This window comes from Kosakonia sp. PSU_27 (assembly GCF_039409795.1).
Classification (GTDB): Bacteria; Pseudomonadota; Gammaproteobacteria; order Enterobacterales; family Enterobacteriaceae; genus Kosakonia.
On record NZ_JBCIVK010000004.1, the window covers coordinates 210,108 to 229,667 of the forward strand.

Here is a 19,560-nt window from a genome sequence, read left to right on the forward strand (position 1 = left end):
CACAAACCCCGCATCGGATATCACTTTTGATGCGCAAACACGGGACAGAGTAAATAATTGAACACACAATCGCGTTCGCGTTCACCGCTGGTGCAACTGGCTGGTATTCGCAAAAGCTTTGATGGCAAAAATGTCATTTCTGATTTTAATCTCACCATCAATAACGGCGAATTTCTGACGCTGCTTGGCCCTTCGGGCTGCGGTAAAACGACGGTTCTTCGCCTGATCGCCGGGCTCGAAAGCGTTGATGTCGGCCATATCCATCTTGATGCTCAGGATATCACCCACGTTCCGGCAGAACACCGCCATGTGAATACCGTCTTTCAAAGTTACGCCCTCTTCCCGCATATGACCGTGTTCGAAAACGTGGCATTTGGCCTGCGGATGCAAAAAACTCCGGCGCAAGAAATTACCCCGCGCGTCACCGAAGCGCTGCGTATGGTGCAGCTTGACGAGTTCGCCCAGCGTAAACCGCACCAGCTCTCCGGCGGCCAGCAACAGCGTGTCGCCATTGCCCGCGCGGTAGTGAATAAGCCGCGTTTACTGCTGCTGGATGAGTCCCTCTCCGCGCTTGACTATAAGCTGCGCAAACAGATGCAGAACGAACTGAAAGCGTTGCAGCGCAAGCTTGGTATCACGTTTGTCTTTGTGACCCACGATCAGGAAGAAGCGCTGACCATGTCAGATCGCATCGTGGTGATGCGCGACGGGCGCATCGAGCAGGACGGCACGCCGCGCGAAATTTATGAAGAGCCGAAAAACCTGTTTGTCGCCAGCTTTATTGGTGAAATCAATATTTTCAGCGCCACGGTGATTGAGCGTCTGGACGACAGCCGCGTGCGGGCAAACGTCGAAGGTCGCGAGTGCAATATCCATGTCAACTTCGCGGTGGAAAAAGGCCAGCAGCTGAACGTGCTGCTTCGCCCGGAAGATCTGCGTGTCGAAGAGATCCATGATATTGCCGAAACCGAAGGGCTGATTGGCTACGTGCGCGAACGTAACTATAAAGGGATGACGCTGGAATCGATGGTCGAGCTGGAAAACGGCAAAATGGTGATGGTCAGCGAGTTCTTTAATGAAGACGACCCGGATTTTGACCATTCGCTGGACCAGAAAATGGCCATCAACTGGGTAGAGAGCTGGGAGGTCGTGCTGGCTGATGAAGAGTACAAGTAAATTCCAGAAGGGCGTGATCGCGACCATCGTCGGTTGGCTTGTACTGTTTGTTTTCCTGCCCAACCTGATGATCATCGCCACCAGCTTTTTGACCCGCGACGACGCTAACTTCGTCAAACTGGTCTTTACGCTGGATAACTACGCCAGGCTGTTGGATCCGCTCTATTTCGACGTGCTGCTGCATTCGCTCAACATGGCCTTTATCGCCACGCTGATGTGTCTGGCGCTGGGCTATCCGTTTGCCTGGTTTCTGGCGAAACTGCCCGCCAAGGTGCGTCCGTTACTGCTGTTCTTGCTGATTGTCCCCTTCTGGACCAACTCACTGATCCGCATCTACGGGCTGAAAATTTTCCTCAGCACGAAAGGGTATCTTAACGAGTTCCTGCTATGGCTGGGCGTTATCGATACGCCGCTGCGCATTATGTTTACCCCCGGCGCGGTGATTATCGGGCTGGTCTACATTCTGCTGCCGTTTATGGTCATGCCGCTCTACTCCAGTATTGAAAAGCTCGATAAACCGCTGCTGGAAGCGGCAAAAGATCTCGGTGCCAGCAAGTTGCAAACCTTTATCCGCATCATTATTCCGCTGACGATGCCGGGGATTGTCGCCGGCTGTTTGCTGGTGATGCTGCCGGCCATGGGGCTGTTCTACGTCTCGGATTTGATGGGTGGCGCAAAAAACCTGCTGGTCGGCAACGTGATTAAGAGCCAGTTTCTGAACATCCGAGACTGGCCGTTTGGGTCGGCAACCAGCATCACACTGACCATCGTGATGGGGCTGATGTTGCTGGTTTACTGGCGCGCCGCGCGATTGCTGAATAAAAAGGTGGAGCTCGAATGATCGGTCGACTGCTGCGCGGCGGTTTTATGACCGCGATTTACGCTTACCTTTATATCCCGATCATTATTTTGATCGTCAACTCCTTTAACAGCTCGCGCTTTGGCATCAACTGGCAGGGCTTCTCCACCCAGTGGTACAGCCTGTTGATGAATAACGACAGCCTGCTGCAGGCGGCGCAGCACTCGCTGACGATGGCGGTGCTGTCGGCAACGTTCGCGACGTTAATTGGCTCGCTGACTGCCGTGGCGCTTTACCGCTACCGTTTTCGCGGCAAACCATTTGTCAGCGGCATGCTGTTTGTGGTGATGATGTCGCCGGATATCGTAATGGCAATTTCCCTGCTGGTGCTGTTTATGCTGCTCGGCGTGCACCTGGGTTTCTGGTCGCTGCTGTTTTCGCATATCACCTTCTGTCTGCCGTTTGTGGTGGTCACGGTGTTCTCGCGGCTGAAAGGGTTTGATGTGCGGATGCTGGAAGCGGCCAAAGATCTGGGTGCCAGCGAGATGACCATCCTGCGCAAAATCATCCTGCCGCTGGCGATGCCTGCTGTCGCCGCAGGCTGGCTGCTGAGCTTTACCCTGTCGATGGATGACGTTGTGGTTTCCTCTTTCGTTACCGGGCCAGGATATGAAATTCTGCCGTTGAAGATCTACTCAATGGTCAAAGTCGGCGTATCGCCGGAAGTGAACGCGCTGGCGACGATCCTGCTGGTGCTGTCGCTGGTACTGGTGATTGCCAGCCAGTTGATTGCGCGTGATACGACGAAAACAAAAAGCCTGCCTCGCCAGGCGTAATGGACGCAGCCAGTTCGGGCGGACAGCACACAGAAGCCGCAGAACGTTAGGCGTTCGGGCACTGTCCGGACCCGGAATGGCAAATAAAATAGCCTGCAAGGCAGGCTCTAACTCAGGGGACGTTTGAATGAAAAAATGGTCACGCCACCTGCTCGCGGCGGGCGCACTTGCCCTCGGCATGAGCGCCGCACACGCTGACGACAACAAAACACTCTACTTCTATAACTGGACCGAGTATGTGCCGCCGGGCCTGCTGGAGCAGTTCACCAAAGAGACCGGCATCAAGGTTATCTATTCGACGTATGAATCGAATGAAACGATGTACGCCAAGCTCAAAACCTATAAAGAAGGCGCGTACGACCTGGTCGTCCCGTCGACCTACTTCGTGGACAAAATGCGCAAAGAGGGCATGATCCAGAAGATCGACAAAACGAAGCTGACTAACTTCCACAATCTCGATCCCGAGATGCTTAACAAGCCATTCGACCCGAATAACGATTACTCCATTCCGTACATTTGGGGCGCGACTGCGATCGGCGTCAATACTGACGCCATCGATGCGAAAACCATCACCAGTTGGGCAGATCTGTGGAAACCGGAATACAAAAGCAGCCTGCTGTTAACTGATGATGCGCGCGAAGTGTTCCAGATGGCGCTGCGCAAACTTGGTTATTCCGGCAACACCACCGATGTGAAAGAGATTGAAGCGGCTAATAAAGAGCTGCAAAAACTGATGCCAAACGTGGCGGCGTTCAACTCCGATAACCCGGCGAACCCGTATATGGAAGGTGAAGTGAACCTCGGTATGGTGTGGAATGGCTCCGCCTGGGTTGCGCGCCAGGCGGGAACGCCGCTGGAGGTCGTGTGGCCGAAAGAAGGCGGTATTTTCTGGATGGACAGCTTATCGATTCCCGCAAACGCGAAAAACGTCGACGGTGCGCTGAAGTTGATTAACTTCCTGCTGCGCCCGGAAATCGCCAAACAGGTCGCGGAAACCATCGGCTACCCGACGCCAAACCTGGCGGCGCGTAAGCTGCTCAAACCTGAAGTGGCAAACGATAAATCCCTCTATCCAGATGCCGAAACCATCCAGAAAGGTGAATGGCAAAACGATGTCGGCAGCACCAGCGCCATTTATGAAGAGTACTACCAGAAGTTAAAAGCGGGCCGTTAACCGCTTTCGTCGACCGGGTCGCTCACCCGGTCGACACCGCCAGAAGCAACCCCGGTCTGGCATTTTCCGCCTGCAGCGTCCAGCCGTGCGCCAGCACAATTTCATGGCAAATCGCCAGCCCCAGCCCCGCCCCGCTATCGCGTCGATGCGCGCCGCGCCAGAAGCGCGAAAACAGCAACGGTAATTCGTCTTCCGCCACGCCCGGCCCGACATCGCGCACCGTAAACCCATTTTCACTGACGGCAATATGCACGGACGTACCGGGTGGCGCGTGCTGGATAGCGTTCTCGATCAGGTTTTTAAGCAGAGTGAATAACGCCCCGCGATCGGCGCGCCAGCGCAGCGGATCGTCTGCCGTTGATAAGGTCAACGAAACCTGCGCATCTGAAGCGATACGCTGAAGAAACTGCACGCAATCGCGGGCAATCGCATGGACATCAACCTGAGCAAACTGGTAGCTCAGTGGTTCGCTGGCCTCAGCCAGCAGTAATAACTGCTGAACCTGACGCGCCAGATGTTCGACCTGCAACAACAGCGGCTCACGGGCCTCCTCCGTGGCCTCCATCATTTCTACTTCTGCACGAATCAGCGTCAGTGGTGTTTTTAACTCATGCGCCGCTTTCGCCAGAAAATCCTGCTGATTACGATACCCCTTCTCCAGTCGCGCCAGCGCCTGGTTGAAGCTGTCAATCAGCGGGGAGATCTCTGTCGGTACGCCGCGTGTTTGCAGACGCGCATCCAGCGAGCGCGGCGAGATAAGCGCCGCCTCCGTCGACACATTGCGCAGCGGCTTGAGGGAATATTTCAGCGTCACCCACGCACAAAGCCCGAAGACCACCAGCAGCACCAGGCTGAACAACTCGATACCAAAGCGGATAAACGGTAAGGCAAAACCGCGATGCAGAAAATCGATAATCCGCGAGCTGGCGGCCATCTGGATCCACCAGGTTTTGCCTGCAAGAACATACGGTTCGGTCGCACCATCGTAAATCATGCCGTTAAGCGTGAATTTAAACTCTCGTGATACTTGCGGTGCAAGCGTCGGCCAGTGTTGCGCACCGGGCGACATCAGCACGACTCGCCCTTCGCCATCCAGCACGCGATAAGCCACATCATCGGTGATGCTTTGGTAGATCCACAGTGGAAATTGGTCGCCGTTATTGAACCCGGTCGGTTGCCCGCGCGCGTCAAACTGCAAGTCCTGAGCCAGCCGATGGGTATAGTCAGAAAGATCCATCCCCGGTAAGCGCTCTTTCACCACCCGGCCAGACAGCACCAGCAACGCAATACTCAGCAGCGCCCCGGCGACAAACGCCAGCAGGATCTTCAGCGCAAGGCTATTCAGCCAACGTTTTTTCCCGGATGGCATAGCCTAATCCCCTGAGGTTAACAATCTGCAGGCGCGAATCAATCGCCGTTAACTTACGCCTTAACCGGTGCAGCGCGACGTCGAGCGCGTTCGGCGTTACCGCATCGCTTAACCCCCATCCGGCGGCTTCCATCCGGCTACGGCGCACTACGCCGCCCTGCTTTCCCACCAGCGCTAACATGATTTGCAGCTCAGCTGGTGCCAGCGCAATGTGCTGTTCGCCACACTGCATAATGCTGGCTTCCGGCGAAAGGATTAAATCGCCCCACGCCGGTTGCAGCGGCTGGCTTTGCACCGGACGGCGCAACAGGGCACGCACACGCGCCACCAGCTCCTCCATGGCAAACGGCTTGGCGAGATAGTCATCCGCGCCCGCCTCCAGCCCTTCGACGCGATCGTGCAGCGCATCGCGGGCGGTGAGGATCAAACACGGGATCGCGACCTGCGCCTGGCGCAGGCGATGCAATAGCTGGATACCGTCGCCATCGGGCAAACCGCGATCGAGCACCAGCCCCTGATAAGAGACCTGTGCTATCGCCGCCCAGGCCGCATCGCCGCGCCCGACAATATCCACAGCGATGCCCGCCGCTGCCAGCCCTTTGGCAATCAGGCGCGCCAGATGGTCGTGATCTTCAATCAGTAATATTCGGCTCATCAGAAATAGTACAGATAACTTATTAAGATGCGGTTTTCGTTAGTCCTGTTCACCAGCGGGCTGTCCTTAATTTCCGACGCCAGCAGCGTCATTTCCACATCAGCCATCAGCGTGTGATGTTCATTGAATGTGTACAGGCTGCGTACGCCCATTTCGGTGTTAATCGAGGCATCTGCACGGTATGCAGGCCGCCACGGACGTGCTTCGCTGCGGCGCACGCCGTAGTAGTAATCGACATAGCTGCTGTTATAACGGCTGACGACCAGCCGCGGCGTCAACGTAAATTGCTCACTCAGATGCCAGCGCTTTTCTGCGCCCAGGCGTAAACGTTGCCCGCGACTGTTACCGGAAAGATCGTGAGTCCAGTCGGTAAACAGATCCACCACCGGGTTTTGCCACCCGATGCCCGCTCCGCCCCAGAATCCCCCTTTGCGCTTGTCCATCCCTTTCAGGATATCGGCATCATCGGACGAATAGCCTGCGCCATCGTAACGGGCTATTAGACCGATATTGAGCTGTTGGGTTTCACTCAGATGTAGCGCGGGCAATTTCACTTCAGCCGCCGTGCCTGAAAAGCGGAAATAACGGTTTTCATAATGCAGAATCGGGATCGGGGTGTACTGACGGTCACTATCCTGGTAAGGCTTTTGCGTGCTAATGACGCCGACGCCAACTCCCCAAACCGGCGGTTCATCGGCCCGGGCGGCAAAGACAACAGACATAAGACTGGCTGCGACAACACAACGTGGCACAACACCCATGATCATGCTCCTGTTAGCGGTGGAAACGCTATCATCAGGGGGGTTGTCTTACGGGGAACTTACCAGGGATTTTCACGATAGTCACACGCTGGCGCGTGGCGAACAGGTCAGTAAAAAGCGCTAAACCGCCATCCCCTTAGCTAAAAAGGATGGCGGTGATGGTTAAAGCTTTTTCAGCAGCTTTTCAACGTATTCCGGTACGACCTGGCTTGCCAGACCGTAGTGTTTCTCTTCAAACTCGCTGCCAACCTGGCTCGGTTCGAGATTCAGCTCTACGGTGTGCGCGCCCTGCAGTTTCGCTTCATGTACAAACCCGGCAGCCGGATAAACATGCCCGGAGGTGCCAATCGCGATAAACACATCCGCCATTGCCAGCGCGCTGTAAATCTCGTCCATCCCCAGCGGCATTTCGCCAAACCACACCACATGCGGGCGCAGCGGTGCCGGGAACTGGCAGCAGTGGCATTTGTCATCGTGCGTGACATCGCCCGTCCACGCCAGCACCTGCCCGCTTTGCGAACAGCGCACTTTCAGCAGCTCGCCGTGCATATGGATAATGTTTTTATTGCCCGCGCGTTCGTGCAGGTTGTCGATGTTTTGCGTGATCAGCAAAAAGCGATCGCCCAGCGCCTGCTCGAGCTTCGCCAGCGCCAGATGCGCGGCATTCGGCACAATCTCCGGCAGTTGCAGCTGCCTGCGCCGATCGTTATAGAAGGTTTGCACCAGTTGCGGGTTGCGGGCGAAACCTTCCGGTGTCGCCACGTCTTCAACATGATGCTCTTCCCACAGCCCGTCTGCCGCGCGGAAGGTACGAATACCGGATTCAGCGGAAATGCCCGCTCCCGTCAGAACGACGACTCTTGGTTTTTCCATTACGCCTGGCACCATTGTGTCTCTGAAAAAAATTCGCTGACGCAAGCGCTCGCGCAAACGGCGCTTGTTACGGCGAAAACGGCTGAGACGATGTGAACGTCGCGATTGCATAGCATCCTCTCAGATTAGTCAGTGAGGTGAAGAAAGGCAGCGCCGCGCATCCCGCCCGCATCGCCATGGCGCGCGCGTTCGATACGTGGTACATCGCCTGCCGGTAACAAATGCGGCGCAATACGCGCTGGCAACAGCCGGGTCAGCGCGCTGAAATTTGATAAACCGCCGCCAATCACCAGCAGATCCGGGTCGACAATGGTCAGAATATTACCCAGACACACCGCCAGCAAATCCACATAACGTTCCACATGCGCCAGCGCCTTCGCCTCGCCCTGTTCCCAGCGCGTAATGATTTCCGGCGCTGACAAGGATTGATGATAGAAGTGTCGGTACAGCCAGGCAAAACCGCGCCCGGAGAGATAGTTTTCAATACAACCGATCTTTCCGCAGCCGCAGCGGGTAAGCGGGAAATCAAAACCCATCAGCCCCAGCGCATCCACCGGCAGGCGGATATGACCGAACTCACCGGTAATAAAGCGACGGCCAGAGATGGATTTGCCATTCACCACCAGCCCACCGCCAACGCCGGTGCCGAGGATTAACCCCATCACCAGCGGATACTGGCGGAATTCGTCATCCCAGGCTTCGGAGAGCGTAAAGCAGTTGGCGTCGTTGTCGATACGCACATTGCGCTCAAGCAACGCAGTAAGGTCGGCGCGCAGCGGTTGACCGCTGGCGGCGGGGAGATTAGCGGCATACAGCGTGCCGTCGGCGGTTTCCGGCATGCCGGGAATACCGACGCCGACGCTGCCTTTGACACCGAAATGCGCATCCGCTTCGGCAACCAGATCGGCAATGGCGCGCAGAAACGCCTGATAGCTGTCGTGCGGGGTGGCGACGCGCTTTTCCCACTGTAAGCGCCGGTTGGCGTCAAAGACGCCCAACGCGATTTTACTGCCGCCGATATCAAATCCGTAATTCATTGCCACTCCTTCGTTGTGGCCCGTTCCACGCGGAATTACTGCCCGCTCAGCACTCGTGCAGGATCAATATTGCTCGCCCGGCGCGCCGGATACCAGCTTGCCAGCAGGCTTAGCGCCAGCGCCGTCACCAGCACATAGACGACATCCAGCGGGTGCAGCTCCGATGGCAGGAAATCGATAAAGTAGATATCTCCCGACAGGAACTGATGGCCGATCAACTTTTCAATCACGTTAATGATTGGCGTTAATTGCAATGATACGACAACGCCGATCACCACACCGCTGATGCTGCCAAGCAGGCCCGCCAGCAGACCGTACCAGACGAAAATGGCGCGGATAAGCCCATCTTTCGCCCCAAGCGTACGCAGCACGGCAATATCACCACTCTTGTCTTTTACCGCCATGACCAGCGTCGAGACAATGTTAAAACAGGCCACGCCAATCACTAAGACCATCGCCAGATACATTATGGCGCGGATCATCTGAATGTCGCGATACATGTAGCCGTACTTACCAATCCAGCTTTTGATATAGACGTAGCTGTTGGTCACTTCACCCGCGTCGCGCACCAGTTTATTGGCGTTAAACACATCATTTACCTTGATGTCGATGCCGGTGACGCTGCCGCCCATATCCAGATATTGCTGCGCGTCCTGCATCGGGATCATCGCATAGCTGTGATCAAGCTGGCCGCTCAGTTGCAGAATGCCCGTAACATGCAAACGCACGCGTTTGGGTTGTAGCAGTTTATGCGCGTCATCGGAGTTGGGGATCATGATGGAAACCCAGTCGCCCTGCTTCACTTTTAGCGCATCGGCCACGCCTTTACCCAGAATGATCTGCTGCTCACCGGCGCGGAAATTTTGCCAGGCGTCGCCCTGCACAAATTTCGGCAAGGCGCTAAGCTGCGTTTCCTGCGCCGGGTCAACGCCTTTCACCTGAATCGCGCGCAGGTTGGCACCGCTTTCCACCAGCCCGGTAAAATTAATATAGGGCGCAGCGGCGGCAATGCCCGGCACTTTTTTCACTTTTTCCAGCGCTGTGTCCCAGTTCGTCCACGGCTGATTCACCGGCTCGATTTCACCGTGCGGCACCACCGCCAGAATACGGTTGTTCAGTTCACGTTCGAAACCGTTCATCGCGCTTAAACCAACAATCAGCACCGCCACGCCCAGTGCGATGCCAACGGTGGAGATCACCGAAATCAGCGACACCATACCGCCACGACGGCGACCACGGCTAAAACGCAGCGCAATCAGTAAAGAGAGGGGTGAGGCCATTACTCGGCTCCCATCAGGGTGACTTCAGTGTTCAGGCGACCATCACGCATTTCTAACTGGCGATTCATACGCTTCGCCAGGTGTAAATCATGGGTCACCACGAGGAAAGCCGTGCCCTGCATTTTGTTCAGTTCGCCCAGCAGTTCGAAAATGCTGTCCGCGTTACGCGCATCGAGGTTCCCTGTCGGTTCATCTGCCAGCACCAGGCGCGGATTGTTGACCAGCGCGCGGGCAATGGCCACACGCTGGCGTTCGCCGCCGGAAAGCTCGGAAGGACGGTGGCTGGCGCGATGTTCAAGCCCAACCGCGCGCAGCATTTCCCGGGCACGCTCATTAATTTCCGCTGGTTTCTTTTTGCCAATCAACAGCGGCATTGCCACGTTTTCCAGCGCGGTGAAGTCCGGCAACAAATGATGGAACTGGTAGATAAAGCCTAATTCCCGGTTACGCAGCTCCGCTTTGGCGGTCGAGGTGAGTTTGCTCATTGGCTGGTCACGGAAAATTACATCGCCAGAGGTTGGCGTATCCAGCCCGCCTAACAGGTGCAACAGCGTACTTTTACCGGAGCCGGAGCTGCCGACAATCGCCATTAACTCCCCTTCCGCCATGCTAAAGCTGACATCATGCAGTACGTCGGTTTGCACACTGCCTTCCTGATAGCGTTTGCACAGGTTGTCGCATTGCAACAGGATCTTATTCATAACGTAAAGCCTCAGCGGGTTGAGTGGCGGCGGCGCGCCAGGAAGGATAAAGCGTAGAGAGCAGCGCGATGGCCATCGCCACCAGCGCAATACCAATCACCTGCAGCGGTTCAATCGCCACCGGCAGGGCTGCGCCATCAAGGAAGGCACCGATAATCGGCATCAGGTTATTTAACTGGCTGGCGAGCAGTGCGCCCAGCCCGGCACCCAGCAACGCGCCAATAATCCCGGCGCTGGCCCCCTGCACCATAAACACGGCCATGATTTGACGTGGGGTTAAGCCCTGGGTTTGTAAAATCGCTACCTCGCCCTGCTTTTCCATCACCATCAGACCCAGCGAGGTAATAATGTTGAATGCCGCAACGGCGATGATCAGGCTCAGCAGCAGCCCCATCATGTTTTTTTCCATCCGCACGGCCTGGAACAGCTCGCCTTTACGATCGCGCCAGTCCTGCCATTTGGTGCCTTCCGGCAATGTCTGCTGGCTGAGCACATCGACTTTCAGCGGCTCATTCAACCATAAACGCCAGCCGGTGATATTCCCCGCCGGGTAGCGCATCAGGCGTGAAGCGTCATCAATATTGACCAGCATCTGGTATTCGTCGACTTCACTATTCGCCGCAAATGTACCCACCACGGTGAACAGACGCTGGCTCGGCAAACGGCCCATCGGCGTAAACTGGCTGGCAGAGGGCACCATCACGCGAATTTGATCGCCACGGTTCACGCCCAACTGACCGGCCAGTTGCTCACCGAGGATAATGTTGTATTTGCCCGCTTGCAGATCGCTTTGTTTGACGTTCACCAGATATGGCGTCAGCGGATCGTTTTGCGCTGGATCGATGCCCATCATCACCCCCACCGCCACGCTGCGCGCGCTCTGGAGCACTACATCGCCAGTGGTGAGCGGCGCAATTCGCGTCACGCCCTGTAATTTGATTTGGCTTGCCGGCAGCTGCGCTGGATTCAGTGAGCCGCTTTGCGTGGTAAGAGTGGCCTGCGGCATCAGCCCCAGAATGTTGTTTTGCAGCTCGCGCTCAAAGCCATTCATCACCGATAACACCGTTACCAGCGCCATAACACCGAGGGTGATGCCAATGGTTGACAGCCAGGAGACAAAGCGGCCGAAGCGGTCCGCTGCGCGCCCGCGCATATAGCGCAGGCCTATGAAAAGAGTGACAGGCTGGTACATGAAATCCGTCTGGTTGCTGATAGCAGAGTGAGGAGTATATAAGCGAAAGCACAGAGCGTAAATGAGTGAAACGGTAAGTATTCGTCAGACAGATAAGGAAAAATTCCGTGAAATCAAACCAATAAACAACCGTCAGCCAGTTTGCATTTCCGTTTGTTTGTACGGCTGTTGACCGCTAACGCCCTCTCGCCTTAATCCGAAAATGAACAAATACAGACACTTCCCCAATACATCCCTCTCCCGTCTGCCCAGGATCAACGACCAGGATTTTGGCAAAACAGGCAACAGTGTTAATGAAACAGAAAACATTATGGATTAATCAAATCAAGGGGTTATGTATTTGTCTGGTTGTGGTTTATCACTCCGTCATCACGTTTTACCCGCACCTGTCCACTTTCCAGCATCCGTGGTCGCAAACGCTCACTAAATGCTGGATTTATTTCAACCTTTACCTCGCACCGTTTCGTATGCCGGTGTTCTTTTTTATCTCCGGCTATCTCATTCGCCGATATATCGACGATGTGCCGTGGAAAGAAACGCTCGATAAGCGTATCTGGAGCATCGTCTATGTGCTGGCGCTGTGGGGCCTCCTGCAATGGGCTGGGTTACGCCAGATAAATGACTGGCTCGCGCCGCAGCGCGATCTGAGTAATGCCGCCAACGCGGCTTACGCAGAGAACTGGCGTGAGTTCGCGCAGGGCATGCTCACCGCCAGTACCAGCTTGTGGTATCTCTATGCGCTGGTGGTCTATTTCACGCTTTGTAAGCTGCTCAGTAACTGGAAAGTGCCACTATTAGCGCTAATGATCCTGGCAAGCCTGGCAATTAATTACCTGCCACTGCCGTGGTGGGGGATGAACAGCGTGGTGCGTAATATGATTTTCTATTCGCTCGGCGCCTGGTATGGAGCAAGCGTAATGGAGTGGGTCAAAACCGTGTCGCTCCGCCGCTACGGATTACTGTTTGCGCTGGCGGCCGTGGTGGCTTTCGGGCTATGGATGTTCAATATGCCACTGCCGCTGTGTCTGCTTTCTATTGTGGGCATTATGCGTTTGTTCCAGGTGCTGGAGCAGCGTTTTCCCCCCAACGAAAAGAGCCTGCTGAACGTGGTCGGCTCCAATACGCTGGCAATTTATACCACTCACCGCATTCTGATTGAGGCCATCAGCCTTGCGCTGCTCAAACCGATGAACGCGGGCGCATGGCCGCAAACGGTCGAACTGGCGCTGCTGTTAATTTATCCGTTCGCCACGTTGCTGATTTGTACGCTGGCTGGACTGATGGTGCGAAAATTGTCGTCGGCGCTGTTCGCCGATCTCTTTTTCACGCCACCGACGAAACATCTCACGGCGGTGCAAGTGCGTTAATCCTGCGCGTCGTATTGGCTAAACCCGCTTAATCACAGATAATAATGGTATTGCGTATCAGGGATATGCCCCCATAACGGGGGGTATATCCATAACGAGATCTTGATATCCCCATGCCTGAACAATACCGTTATTCCCTGCCTGTCAAAGCAGGCGACCAGCGCCAGTTTGGCGAACTGACAGGTGCTGCCTGCGCCACCGAAGTTGCGGAAATCATTGAGCGCCATCCTGGCCCGGTTGTGCTGATTGCGCCGGATATGCAAAACGCGCTGCGCTTGCAGGATGAGATTGGGCAGTTTACCGATAACCTGGTCATGAACCTCGCCGACTGGGAAACGCTGCCGTATGACAGCTTCTCACCACATCAGGAAATTATCTCTTCCCGCCTGTCGACCTTATATCAGCTCCCCTCCATGCAGCGCGGCGTGCTGATTGTTCCGGTAAATACGCTGATGCAACGCGTTTGCCCGCATAGCTACCTGCACGGCCATGCGCTGGTGATGAAAAAAGGGCAACGCTTGTCGCGCGATGAGCTGCGCAGCCAACTGGATAGCGCGGGTTATCGTCATGTTGATCAGGTTATGGAGCATGGGGAGTACGCCACACGCGGCGCGCTGCTTGATCTTTTCCCGATGGGCAGCGAGCAGCCTTTCCGCCTCGATTTTTTCGATGACGAAATCGACAGTTTGCGTCTTTTCGACGCCGATACCCAGCGAACGCTGGAAGAAGTCGAAGCAATTAACTTACTGCCCGCGCACGAATTCCCGACCGATAAAAACGCCATTGAGCTGTTCCGCAGCCAGTGGCGCGATAAATTTGAGGTCAAACGCGATGCCGAGCATATTTACCAGCAAGTCAGCAAAGGTACGTTGCCTACCGGGATTGAGTACTGGCAACCGCTGTTTTTCAGCGAACCGCTGCCGCCGCTGTTCAGCTATTTCCCGGCAAACACCTTGCTGGTTAACACCGGTAATCTGGAAAGCAGCGCCGAGCGCTTCCAGCAGGAGACGCAGGCGCGTTTTGAGAACCGCGGTGTTGACCCGATGCGCCCTTTACTGCCGCCGGAGACGCTGTGGCTTCGCGTTGATGAGCTCTACAGCGAGCTGAAGAAATGGCCGCGCATCCAGTTAAAAACCGAACAACTGGCCGACAAAGCCGCGCATGTTAACCTGGGTTACCGGTCGTTGCCGGATCTGGCAGTACAGGCGCAGCAGAAATCACCGCTGGATAACCTGCGTAAGTTCCTCGAATCGTTCGCCGGGCCGGTGGTGTTCTCCGTCGAGAGTGAAGGTCGTCGCGAGGCGTTAATTGAGCTGCTGGCACGCATCAAAGTTGCGCCTAAGCGTATTATGCGTCTCGATGAAGCCGAAGCGCCTGGCACATACCTGATGATCGGTGCCGCAGAACACGGCTTTATCGATACGTTACGCAGCCGGGCGCTAATTTGTGAAAGCGATCTGCTCGGTGAGCGCGTCGCGCGTCGCCGCCAGGATACACGGCGCACCATCAACCCGGATACGTTGATCCGTAACCTGGCCGAACTGCATGATGGCCAGCCGGTGGTGCACCTGGAACACGGCGTGGGCCGTTATGCCGGAATGACCACGCTGGAAGCGGGCGGCATCAAAGGCGAATATCTGATGCTGACCTACGCCGGCGACGCCAAACTGTACGTGCCCGTCTCGTCGCTGCATTTAATCAGCCGCTATGCAGGCGGTGCGGAAGAGAACGCGCCACTGCATAAACTGGGGAGCGATGCATGGTCGCGCGCGCGGCAAAAAGCGGCGGAAAAAGTGCGCGATGTCGCCGCAGAACTGCTGGATATTTACGCGCAGCGCGCCGCCAAAGCGGGCTTCGCCTTTAAACATGACAAAGAGCAGTATCAACTTTTCTGCGACAGTTTCCCGTTTGAAACCACGCCGGATCAGGCGCAGGCTATTAACGCGGTGCTCAGCGATATGTGCCAGCCGCTGGCAATGGACCGGCTGGTGTGCGGCGATGTCGGCTTCGGTAAAACCGAAGTGGCGATGCGCGCTGCGTTTCTTGCGGTTGAAAACAATAAGCAGGTGGCGGTGCTGGTGCCAACCACCCTGCTCGCCCAACAGCATTTCGATAACTTCCGCGATCGCTTCGCCAACTGGCCGGTGCGCATCGAAATGCTTTCACGTTTTCGCAGCGCCAAAGAGCAGGCGCAGATCCTGGAGCAGGCCGCCGAAGGAAAAATCGATATTCTGATTGGCACACACAAGCTGTTGCAAAGCGATGTCAAACTGAAGGATCTCGGCCTGTTAATTGTCGATGAAGAGCACCGTTTCGGTGTGCGCCACAAAGAGCGTATTAAAGCGATGCGCGCCGATGTGGATATCCTGACGCTGACCGCCACGCCGATCCCCCGTACGCTGAATATGGCGATGAGCGGGATGCGCGATCTGTCGATTATCGCCACCCCGCCCGCGCGCCGCCTGGCGGTAAAAACCTTTGTACGCGAGTACGACAACCTGGTGGTTCGTGAGGCAATACTGCGCGAGATCCTGCGCGGTGGGCAAGTCTACTATCTCTACAATGATGTGGAAAATATCCAGAAAGCCGCCGACCGGCTGGCGGAACTGGTGCCGGAAGCGCGCATCGCCATCGGTCACGGCCAGATGCGTGAACGCGAGCTGGAGCGGGTGATGAATGATTTCCACCATCAACGTTTCAACGTGCTGGTGTGCACCACCATTATTGAAACCGGGATCGATATTCCGACCGCCAACACCATCATTATTGAACGCGCCGATCACTTCGGCCTTGCCCAGCTCCACCAGCTGCGCGGGCGAGTCGGGCGCTCGCACCACCAGGCCTACGCCTGGCTGCTGACGCCGCATCCCAAAGCGATGACTACCGATGCGCAAAAACGCCTGGAGGCCATCGCCTCGCTGGAAGATTTAGGCGCGGGCTTCGCGCTGGCAACGCATGACCTGGAGATCCGCGGCGCGGGAGAACTGCTGGGCGAAGACCAGAGTGGTCAGATGGAAACCATCGGCTTTTCGCTCTATATGGAACTGCTGGAAAATGCAGTCGATGCGCTGAAAGCGGGCCGCGAGCCGTCGCTGGAAGATCTCACCAGCCAGCAAACCGAAGTGGAATTACGTATGCCGTCGCTGCTGCCGGATGACTTTATTCCTGACGTCAACACGCGCTTGTCATTCTATAAACGCATCGCCAGCGCTAAAGATGAAAATGCGCTGGAGGAGATTAAAGTTGAGCTGATTGACCGTTTCGGCCTGTTGCCGGATGCAGCGCGTAACCTGCTGGATATTGCCCGCTTGCGCCAGCAGGCGCAAAAACTGGGGATCCGCAAGCTGGAAGGCAACGAAAAAGGCGGCATGATTGAGTTCAACGCGAAAAATCATGTCAACCCGGCGTGGCTGATTGGCTTGCTGCAGAAACAACCGCAGCATTTCCGCCTCGATGGCCCAACGCGGCTGAAATTTATGCAGGATCTCAGCGAGCGCAAAGTGCGGATGGATTGGGTTCGTAACTTTATGCAGCAGCTCGCCGAAAACGCGGTAGCCTGACAAAATGCGTTACGCCGGGTCGCATGACCCGGCACCGGCACCTTTACTTTCCTCAACATTTACAAATATTTTGCAATACTCCAGGATTTCCCTACACGCTGACCTACCATAATTCCATCACACAGCTTTATAGCAATAACCTTATGATTTACATGGATTATGGTAATGATAAAAATGTCGCGTTTCGTTCACTGGCTCGCGCTGCTGGCCGCCGCCGCCACTGTCACTCTCGCCCTCCCCGCACACGCTAACACTTGGCCTTTACCCCCTTCCGGCAGTAACCTCGTTGGCGAGAACCGTTTTCATGTCGTGCAGAACGACGGCGGTTCACTGGAGGCGATTGCCAAGAAATACAATGTAGGATTTCTTGCGCTTTTGCAGGCCAACCCCGGTATCGATCCGTATGTCCCGCGCGCGGGCAGTGTACTGACCATTCCGCTGCAAACGCTGCTGCCCGATGTGCCGCGCAAAGGCATTGTGATCAACCTCGCCGAACTGCGCCTCTATTACTATCCGCCGGGTAAAAACGAAGTCACGGTTTACCCGATCGGCATTGGCCAACTGGGTGGCGACACGCTGACGCCCACCATGGTCACCACGGTTTCCGATAAACGCGCGAACCCCACCTGGACACCGACCGCGAATATTCGTGCGCGCTATAAAGCGCAGGGAATAGATCTGCCAGCGGTGATGCCTGCCGGGCCAGATAACCCGATGGGCCACCATGCCATTCGCCTTGCCGCGTTTGGTGGCGTCTATTTGCTGCACGGTACTAACGCCGATTTCGGTATCGGTATGCGCGTTAGCTCCGGCTGCATTCGCCTGCGGGATAAAGACATCTCTAACCTGTTCGCCCAGGTTTCCCCGGGTACGCCAGTGAATATCATCAATACGCCGATCAAAGCGTCAGTTGAGCCTGATGGCAGATGGCTGGTGGAAGTGCATCAGCCGCTATCGAAATCGATTAACGATGATCCCAAAACATTACCCATCGTGCTGAACGCTGCGATGCAAGCGTTCAAAGATGATGCGCGCAGCGATGCAACAGTGATGAGCCATGCGATGGAAGTACGTTCCGGGATGCCGGTCGATGTCACCCGCCACATTGAAAACGACCCGCAGGTGATGTAACTGCCCTGCTGGCGTAAAAAAAGGCCCTGCGATAATTCGCGGGGCCTTTTTTATCACCGTGGCGTAATGTGTTGCGCTTATTTGTAAAGAACAGCAGTGCCGTGCAGGTTGTCAGAGCCGGTTACTGAGGTGATGCGAAACGACTTTGCGCCCATCTCATCGGCTTTCTGTGCCAGTTGATCTTCTACGGAGGCAAGGTTGGAGTTCGCACGTACACCAACGGTCGCCACTTCCTGCTGGCCTGTCGGAGCAGATTGCACTTCAACAGCAGCGAAACTGGCAAAAGAGAGAGAACTCAGTACAGCAGCAGTAAACAGCGCAGTGATATTTTTCATGATGTCATTCCTGGATGCAGATGAAGGATGCCGTTAAACATTTAATTAACGATCGATACACAAATCGTAGATGTGATCTGCATCAGGCGTCAATGGTTTTTATAACGATCATTAAATAAAATGAAATTTATTTAAAATTCATAACGATATGATTTATCGATATGTGCTAATTTGCTGCTGGTTATCTGTCGGGAATATTTTTATAATGGTCATTCAACAAACTAACAAAGGTTAGGCGGCGATATGACCAGTGAAGTCAGCAGTTGCACCAAAAAAAGCCGTGGCCGACCGAAAGTGTTCGACAGGGAAGCGGCGCTCGACAAAGCCATGACGCTATTTTGGCAACATGGTTACGAAGCCACATCATTATCCGATCTCGTCGAAGCGACCGGGGCGAAAGCGCCGACGCTGTATGCCGAGTTCACTAACAAAGAGGGGCTGTTTCGCGCCGTCCTCGATCGTTACATCACCCGTTTCGCGCGCCAGCACGAAGCGCAGTTGTTGTGCGAAGAAAAATCTGTGGAAAGCGCGCTGCGGGATTACTTCACCGCCGTGGCGAAGTGCTTTACCAGTACGGATACGCCCGCCGGGTGCTTTATGATCAACACCTCGGCGACGCTGGCGGCATCGTCACAGGCCATTGCGAACACCATAAAATCGCGACACGCACAGCAGGAAGAGACGCTGCGTCAGTTTCTCACCGCTCGCCAGCTGCGCGGCGAAATTCCGCAGACGGTTGACACGCTCGCACTAGCGCAGTTTTTAGGATGTATCTTGCAGGGCATGTCGATCAGCGCGCGTGAAGGCGCGAGTTGTGAAAAACTGCTGCAAATCATTCAAACCACTCTGCGGCTGTGGCCGGATTTGATCAAAGCCTGAAAAAAAATGAGACGGGAAACCGTCTCATCTCACCTCTGTGATAGAGATATCACATTTCAATAATAGGTAAAATCTATCAGCGTTTTCCCCCGCTTTGCTATTCTTAATTGTGATTATTGCGCGGCTAATGATTAGTCCGGATGATACAAATAATGAGCATCATGATGATGCAGCTATGTACTTGCTTTCCTTTGCTCTCACCCTAAGTGCTGTATTGAACGACTTCCGAGGATAAAGGGTATTTACCTTTACTTAACACATGCAGAAGGAAAATGGAGATGATTTTGCTATTACCATTCATTAAAGTGTTAATAGTAATAACATTATTATTTGGTCTGTGGGTTTTGTTGGGTGGTTCAGTACTGTTTGCATTTATTTCAATTGTGATAACAGGCCTGCTGCTGGTTCGCCAACACGACTTTATTTGACTGATTA

The 19,560-nt window shown here is 55.1% G+C and carries 17 protein-coding genes; 8 read left to right on the forward strand and 9 right to left on the reverse strand.

Translation table 11 applies throughout. The annotated features are described in order from the left end of the window. The first annotated feature begins 57 nt into the window (after positions 1 to 57). The 4 genes from potA to potD all read left to right on the forward strand — a co-directional run bounded on the left by potA (position 58) and on the right by potD (position 3,985). Positions 58 to 1,176 (forward strand): spermidine/putrescine ABC transporter ATP-binding protein PotA, encoded by a 1,119-nt coding sequence (gene potA, locus AAIG26_RS11085; RefSeq protein ID WP_020457483.1) that lies wholly within the window; start codon positions 58 to 60, stop codon positions 1,174 to 1,176. After that, positions 1,160 to 2,017, forward strand: a complete 858-nt coding sequence (gene potB, locus AAIG26_RS11090; RefSeq protein ID WP_343179797.1) for a spermidine/putrescine ABC transporter permease PotB — start codon at positions 1,160 to 1,162, stop codon at positions 2,015 to 2,017. Before potA ends, potB begins: the two co-directional genes overlap by 17 nt. Then, complete coding sequence (gene potC / locus AAIG26_RS11095) at positions 2,014 to 2,811, forward strand: spermidine/putrescine ABC transporter permease PotC (RefSeq protein WP_020457481.1); 798 nt, start codon at positions 2,014 to 2,016, stop codon at positions 2,809 to 2,811. Before potB ends, potC begins: the two co-directional genes overlap by 4 nt. Positions 2,812 to 2,938: 127 nt before the next feature. Further along, a complete protein-coding gene (gene potD / locus AAIG26_RS11100) occupies positions 2,939 to 3,985 on the forward strand; it encodes a spermidine/putrescine ABC transporter substrate-binding protein PotD (RefSeq protein WP_343179798.1) in 1,047 nt (348 codons plus the stop codon). 22 nt (positions 3,986 to 4,007) lie between these two features. Here potD and AAIG26_RS11105 read toward each other — a convergent pair whose 3' ends face one another. The 8 genes from AAIG26_RS11105 to lolC form a co-directional block, all read right to left on the reverse strand. Continuing rightward, positions 4,008 to 5,354, reverse strand: coding sequence for an ATP-binding protein (locus AAIG26_RS11105; protein ID WP_343179800.1), 1,347 nt, complete (start codon positions 5,352 to 5,354; stop codon positions 4,008 to 4,010). Then, positions 5,323 to 6,009, reverse strand: coding sequence for a response regulator transcription factor (locus tag AAIG26_RS11110; RefSeq protein ID WP_343179801.1), 687 nt, complete (start codon positions 6,007 to 6,009; stop codon positions 5,323 to 5,325). The genes AAIG26_RS11105 and AAIG26_RS11110 overlap by 32 nt, the downstream gene beginning before the upstream one ends. Beyond that, on the reverse strand, positions 6,009 to 6,770 hold the full coding sequence (locus AAIG26_RS11115; RefSeq protein ID WP_343179802.1) for a MipA/OmpV family protein: 762 nt from the start codon (positions 6,768 to 6,770) through the stop codon (positions 6,009 to 6,011). Before AAIG26_RS11115 ends, AAIG26_RS11110 begins: the two co-directional genes overlap by 1 nt. A gap of 162 nt (positions 6,771 to 6,932) precedes the next feature. After that, entirely contained in the window at positions 6,933 to 7,754 is an 822-nt protein-coding gene (gene cobB, locus AAIG26_RS11120) for a Sir2 family NAD+-dependent deacetylase (RefSeq protein WP_020457476.1), read from the reverse strand. A gap of 14 nt (positions 7,755 to 7,768) precedes the next feature. Beyond that, positions 7,769 to 8,680 (reverse strand): N-acetylglucosamine kinase, encoded by a 912-nt coding sequence (nagK, locus tag AAIG26_RS11125; RefSeq protein WP_097407898.1) that lies wholly within the window; start codon positions 8,678 to 8,680, stop codon positions 7,769 to 7,771. A gap of 35 nt (positions 8,681 to 8,715) precedes the next feature. Next, complete coding sequence (gene lolE / locus AAIG26_RS11130) at positions 8,716 to 9,960, reverse strand: lipoprotein-releasing ABC transporter permease subunit LolE (RefSeq protein WP_020457474.1); 1,245 nt, start codon at positions 9,958 to 9,960, stop codon at positions 8,716 to 8,718. Further along, on the reverse strand, positions 9,960 to 10,661 hold the full coding sequence (gene lolD / locus AAIG26_RS11135; RefSeq protein ID WP_160270719.1) for a lipoprotein-releasing ABC transporter ATP-binding protein LolD: 702 nt from the start codon (positions 10,659 to 10,661) through the stop codon (positions 9,960 to 9,962). Before lolD ends, lolE begins: the two co-directional genes overlap by 1 nt. Continuing rightward, complete coding sequence (lolC, locus tag AAIG26_RS11140; RefSeq protein WP_343179804.1) at positions 10,654 to 11,853, reverse strand: lipoprotein-releasing ABC transporter permease subunit LolC; 1,200 nt, start codon at positions 11,851 to 11,853, stop codon at positions 10,654 to 10,656. Before lolC ends, lolD begins: the two co-directional genes overlap by 8 nt. 293 nt (positions 11,854 to 12,146) lie before the next feature. On the opposite strand from lolC, the gene AAIG26_RS11145 reads away from it, so the two are divergent. The 3 genes from AAIG26_RS11145 (at position 12,147) to AAIG26_RS11155 (ending at position 17,911) form a co-directional block, all read left to right on the forward strand. Further along, the gene (locus tag AAIG26_RS11145; protein ID WP_343179805.1) at positions 12,147 to 13,220 is read left to right on the forward strand and encodes an acyltransferase family protein; all 1,074 of its coding nucleotides are present in this window, start codon (positions 12,147 to 12,149) and stop codon (positions 13,218 to 13,220) included. Between the two features lie 113 nt (positions 13,221 to 13,333). Continuing rightward, the gene (mfd, locus tag AAIG26_RS11150; RefSeq protein ID WP_097407889.1) at positions 13,334 to 16,780 is read left to right on the forward strand and encodes a transcription-repair coupling factor; all 3,447 of its coding nucleotides are present in this window, start codon (positions 13,334 to 13,336) and stop codon (positions 16,778 to 16,780) included. A gap of 165 nt (positions 16,781 to 16,945) precedes the next feature. Beyond that, positions 16,946 to 17,911, forward strand: a complete 966-nt coding sequence (locus AAIG26_RS11155) for a L,D-transpeptidase family protein (RefSeq protein WP_343179806.1) — start codon at positions 16,946 to 16,948, stop codon at positions 17,909 to 17,911. 77 nt (positions 17,912 to 17,988) lie between these two features. On the opposite strand, the gene AAIG26_RS11160 is transcribed toward AAIG26_RS11155, so the two are convergent. Then, complete coding sequence (locus AAIG26_RS11160; protein ID WP_269231218.1) at positions 17,989 to 18,246, reverse strand: DUF1471 domain-containing protein; 258 nt, start codon at positions 18,244 to 18,246, stop codon at positions 17,989 to 17,991. A gap of 243 nt (positions 18,247 to 18,489) precedes the next feature. On the opposite strand from AAIG26_RS11160, the gene AAIG26_RS11165 reads away from it, so the two are divergent. After that, positions 18,490 to 19,125: a TetR/AcrR family transcriptional regulator gene (locus AAIG26_RS11165; RefSeq protein ID WP_097407886.1), complete on the forward strand. Its 636-nt coding sequence runs from the start codon at positions 18,490 to 18,492 to the stop codon at positions 19,123 to 19,125. The last annotated feature ends 435 nt before the right edge of the window (positions 19,126 to 19,560 follow it).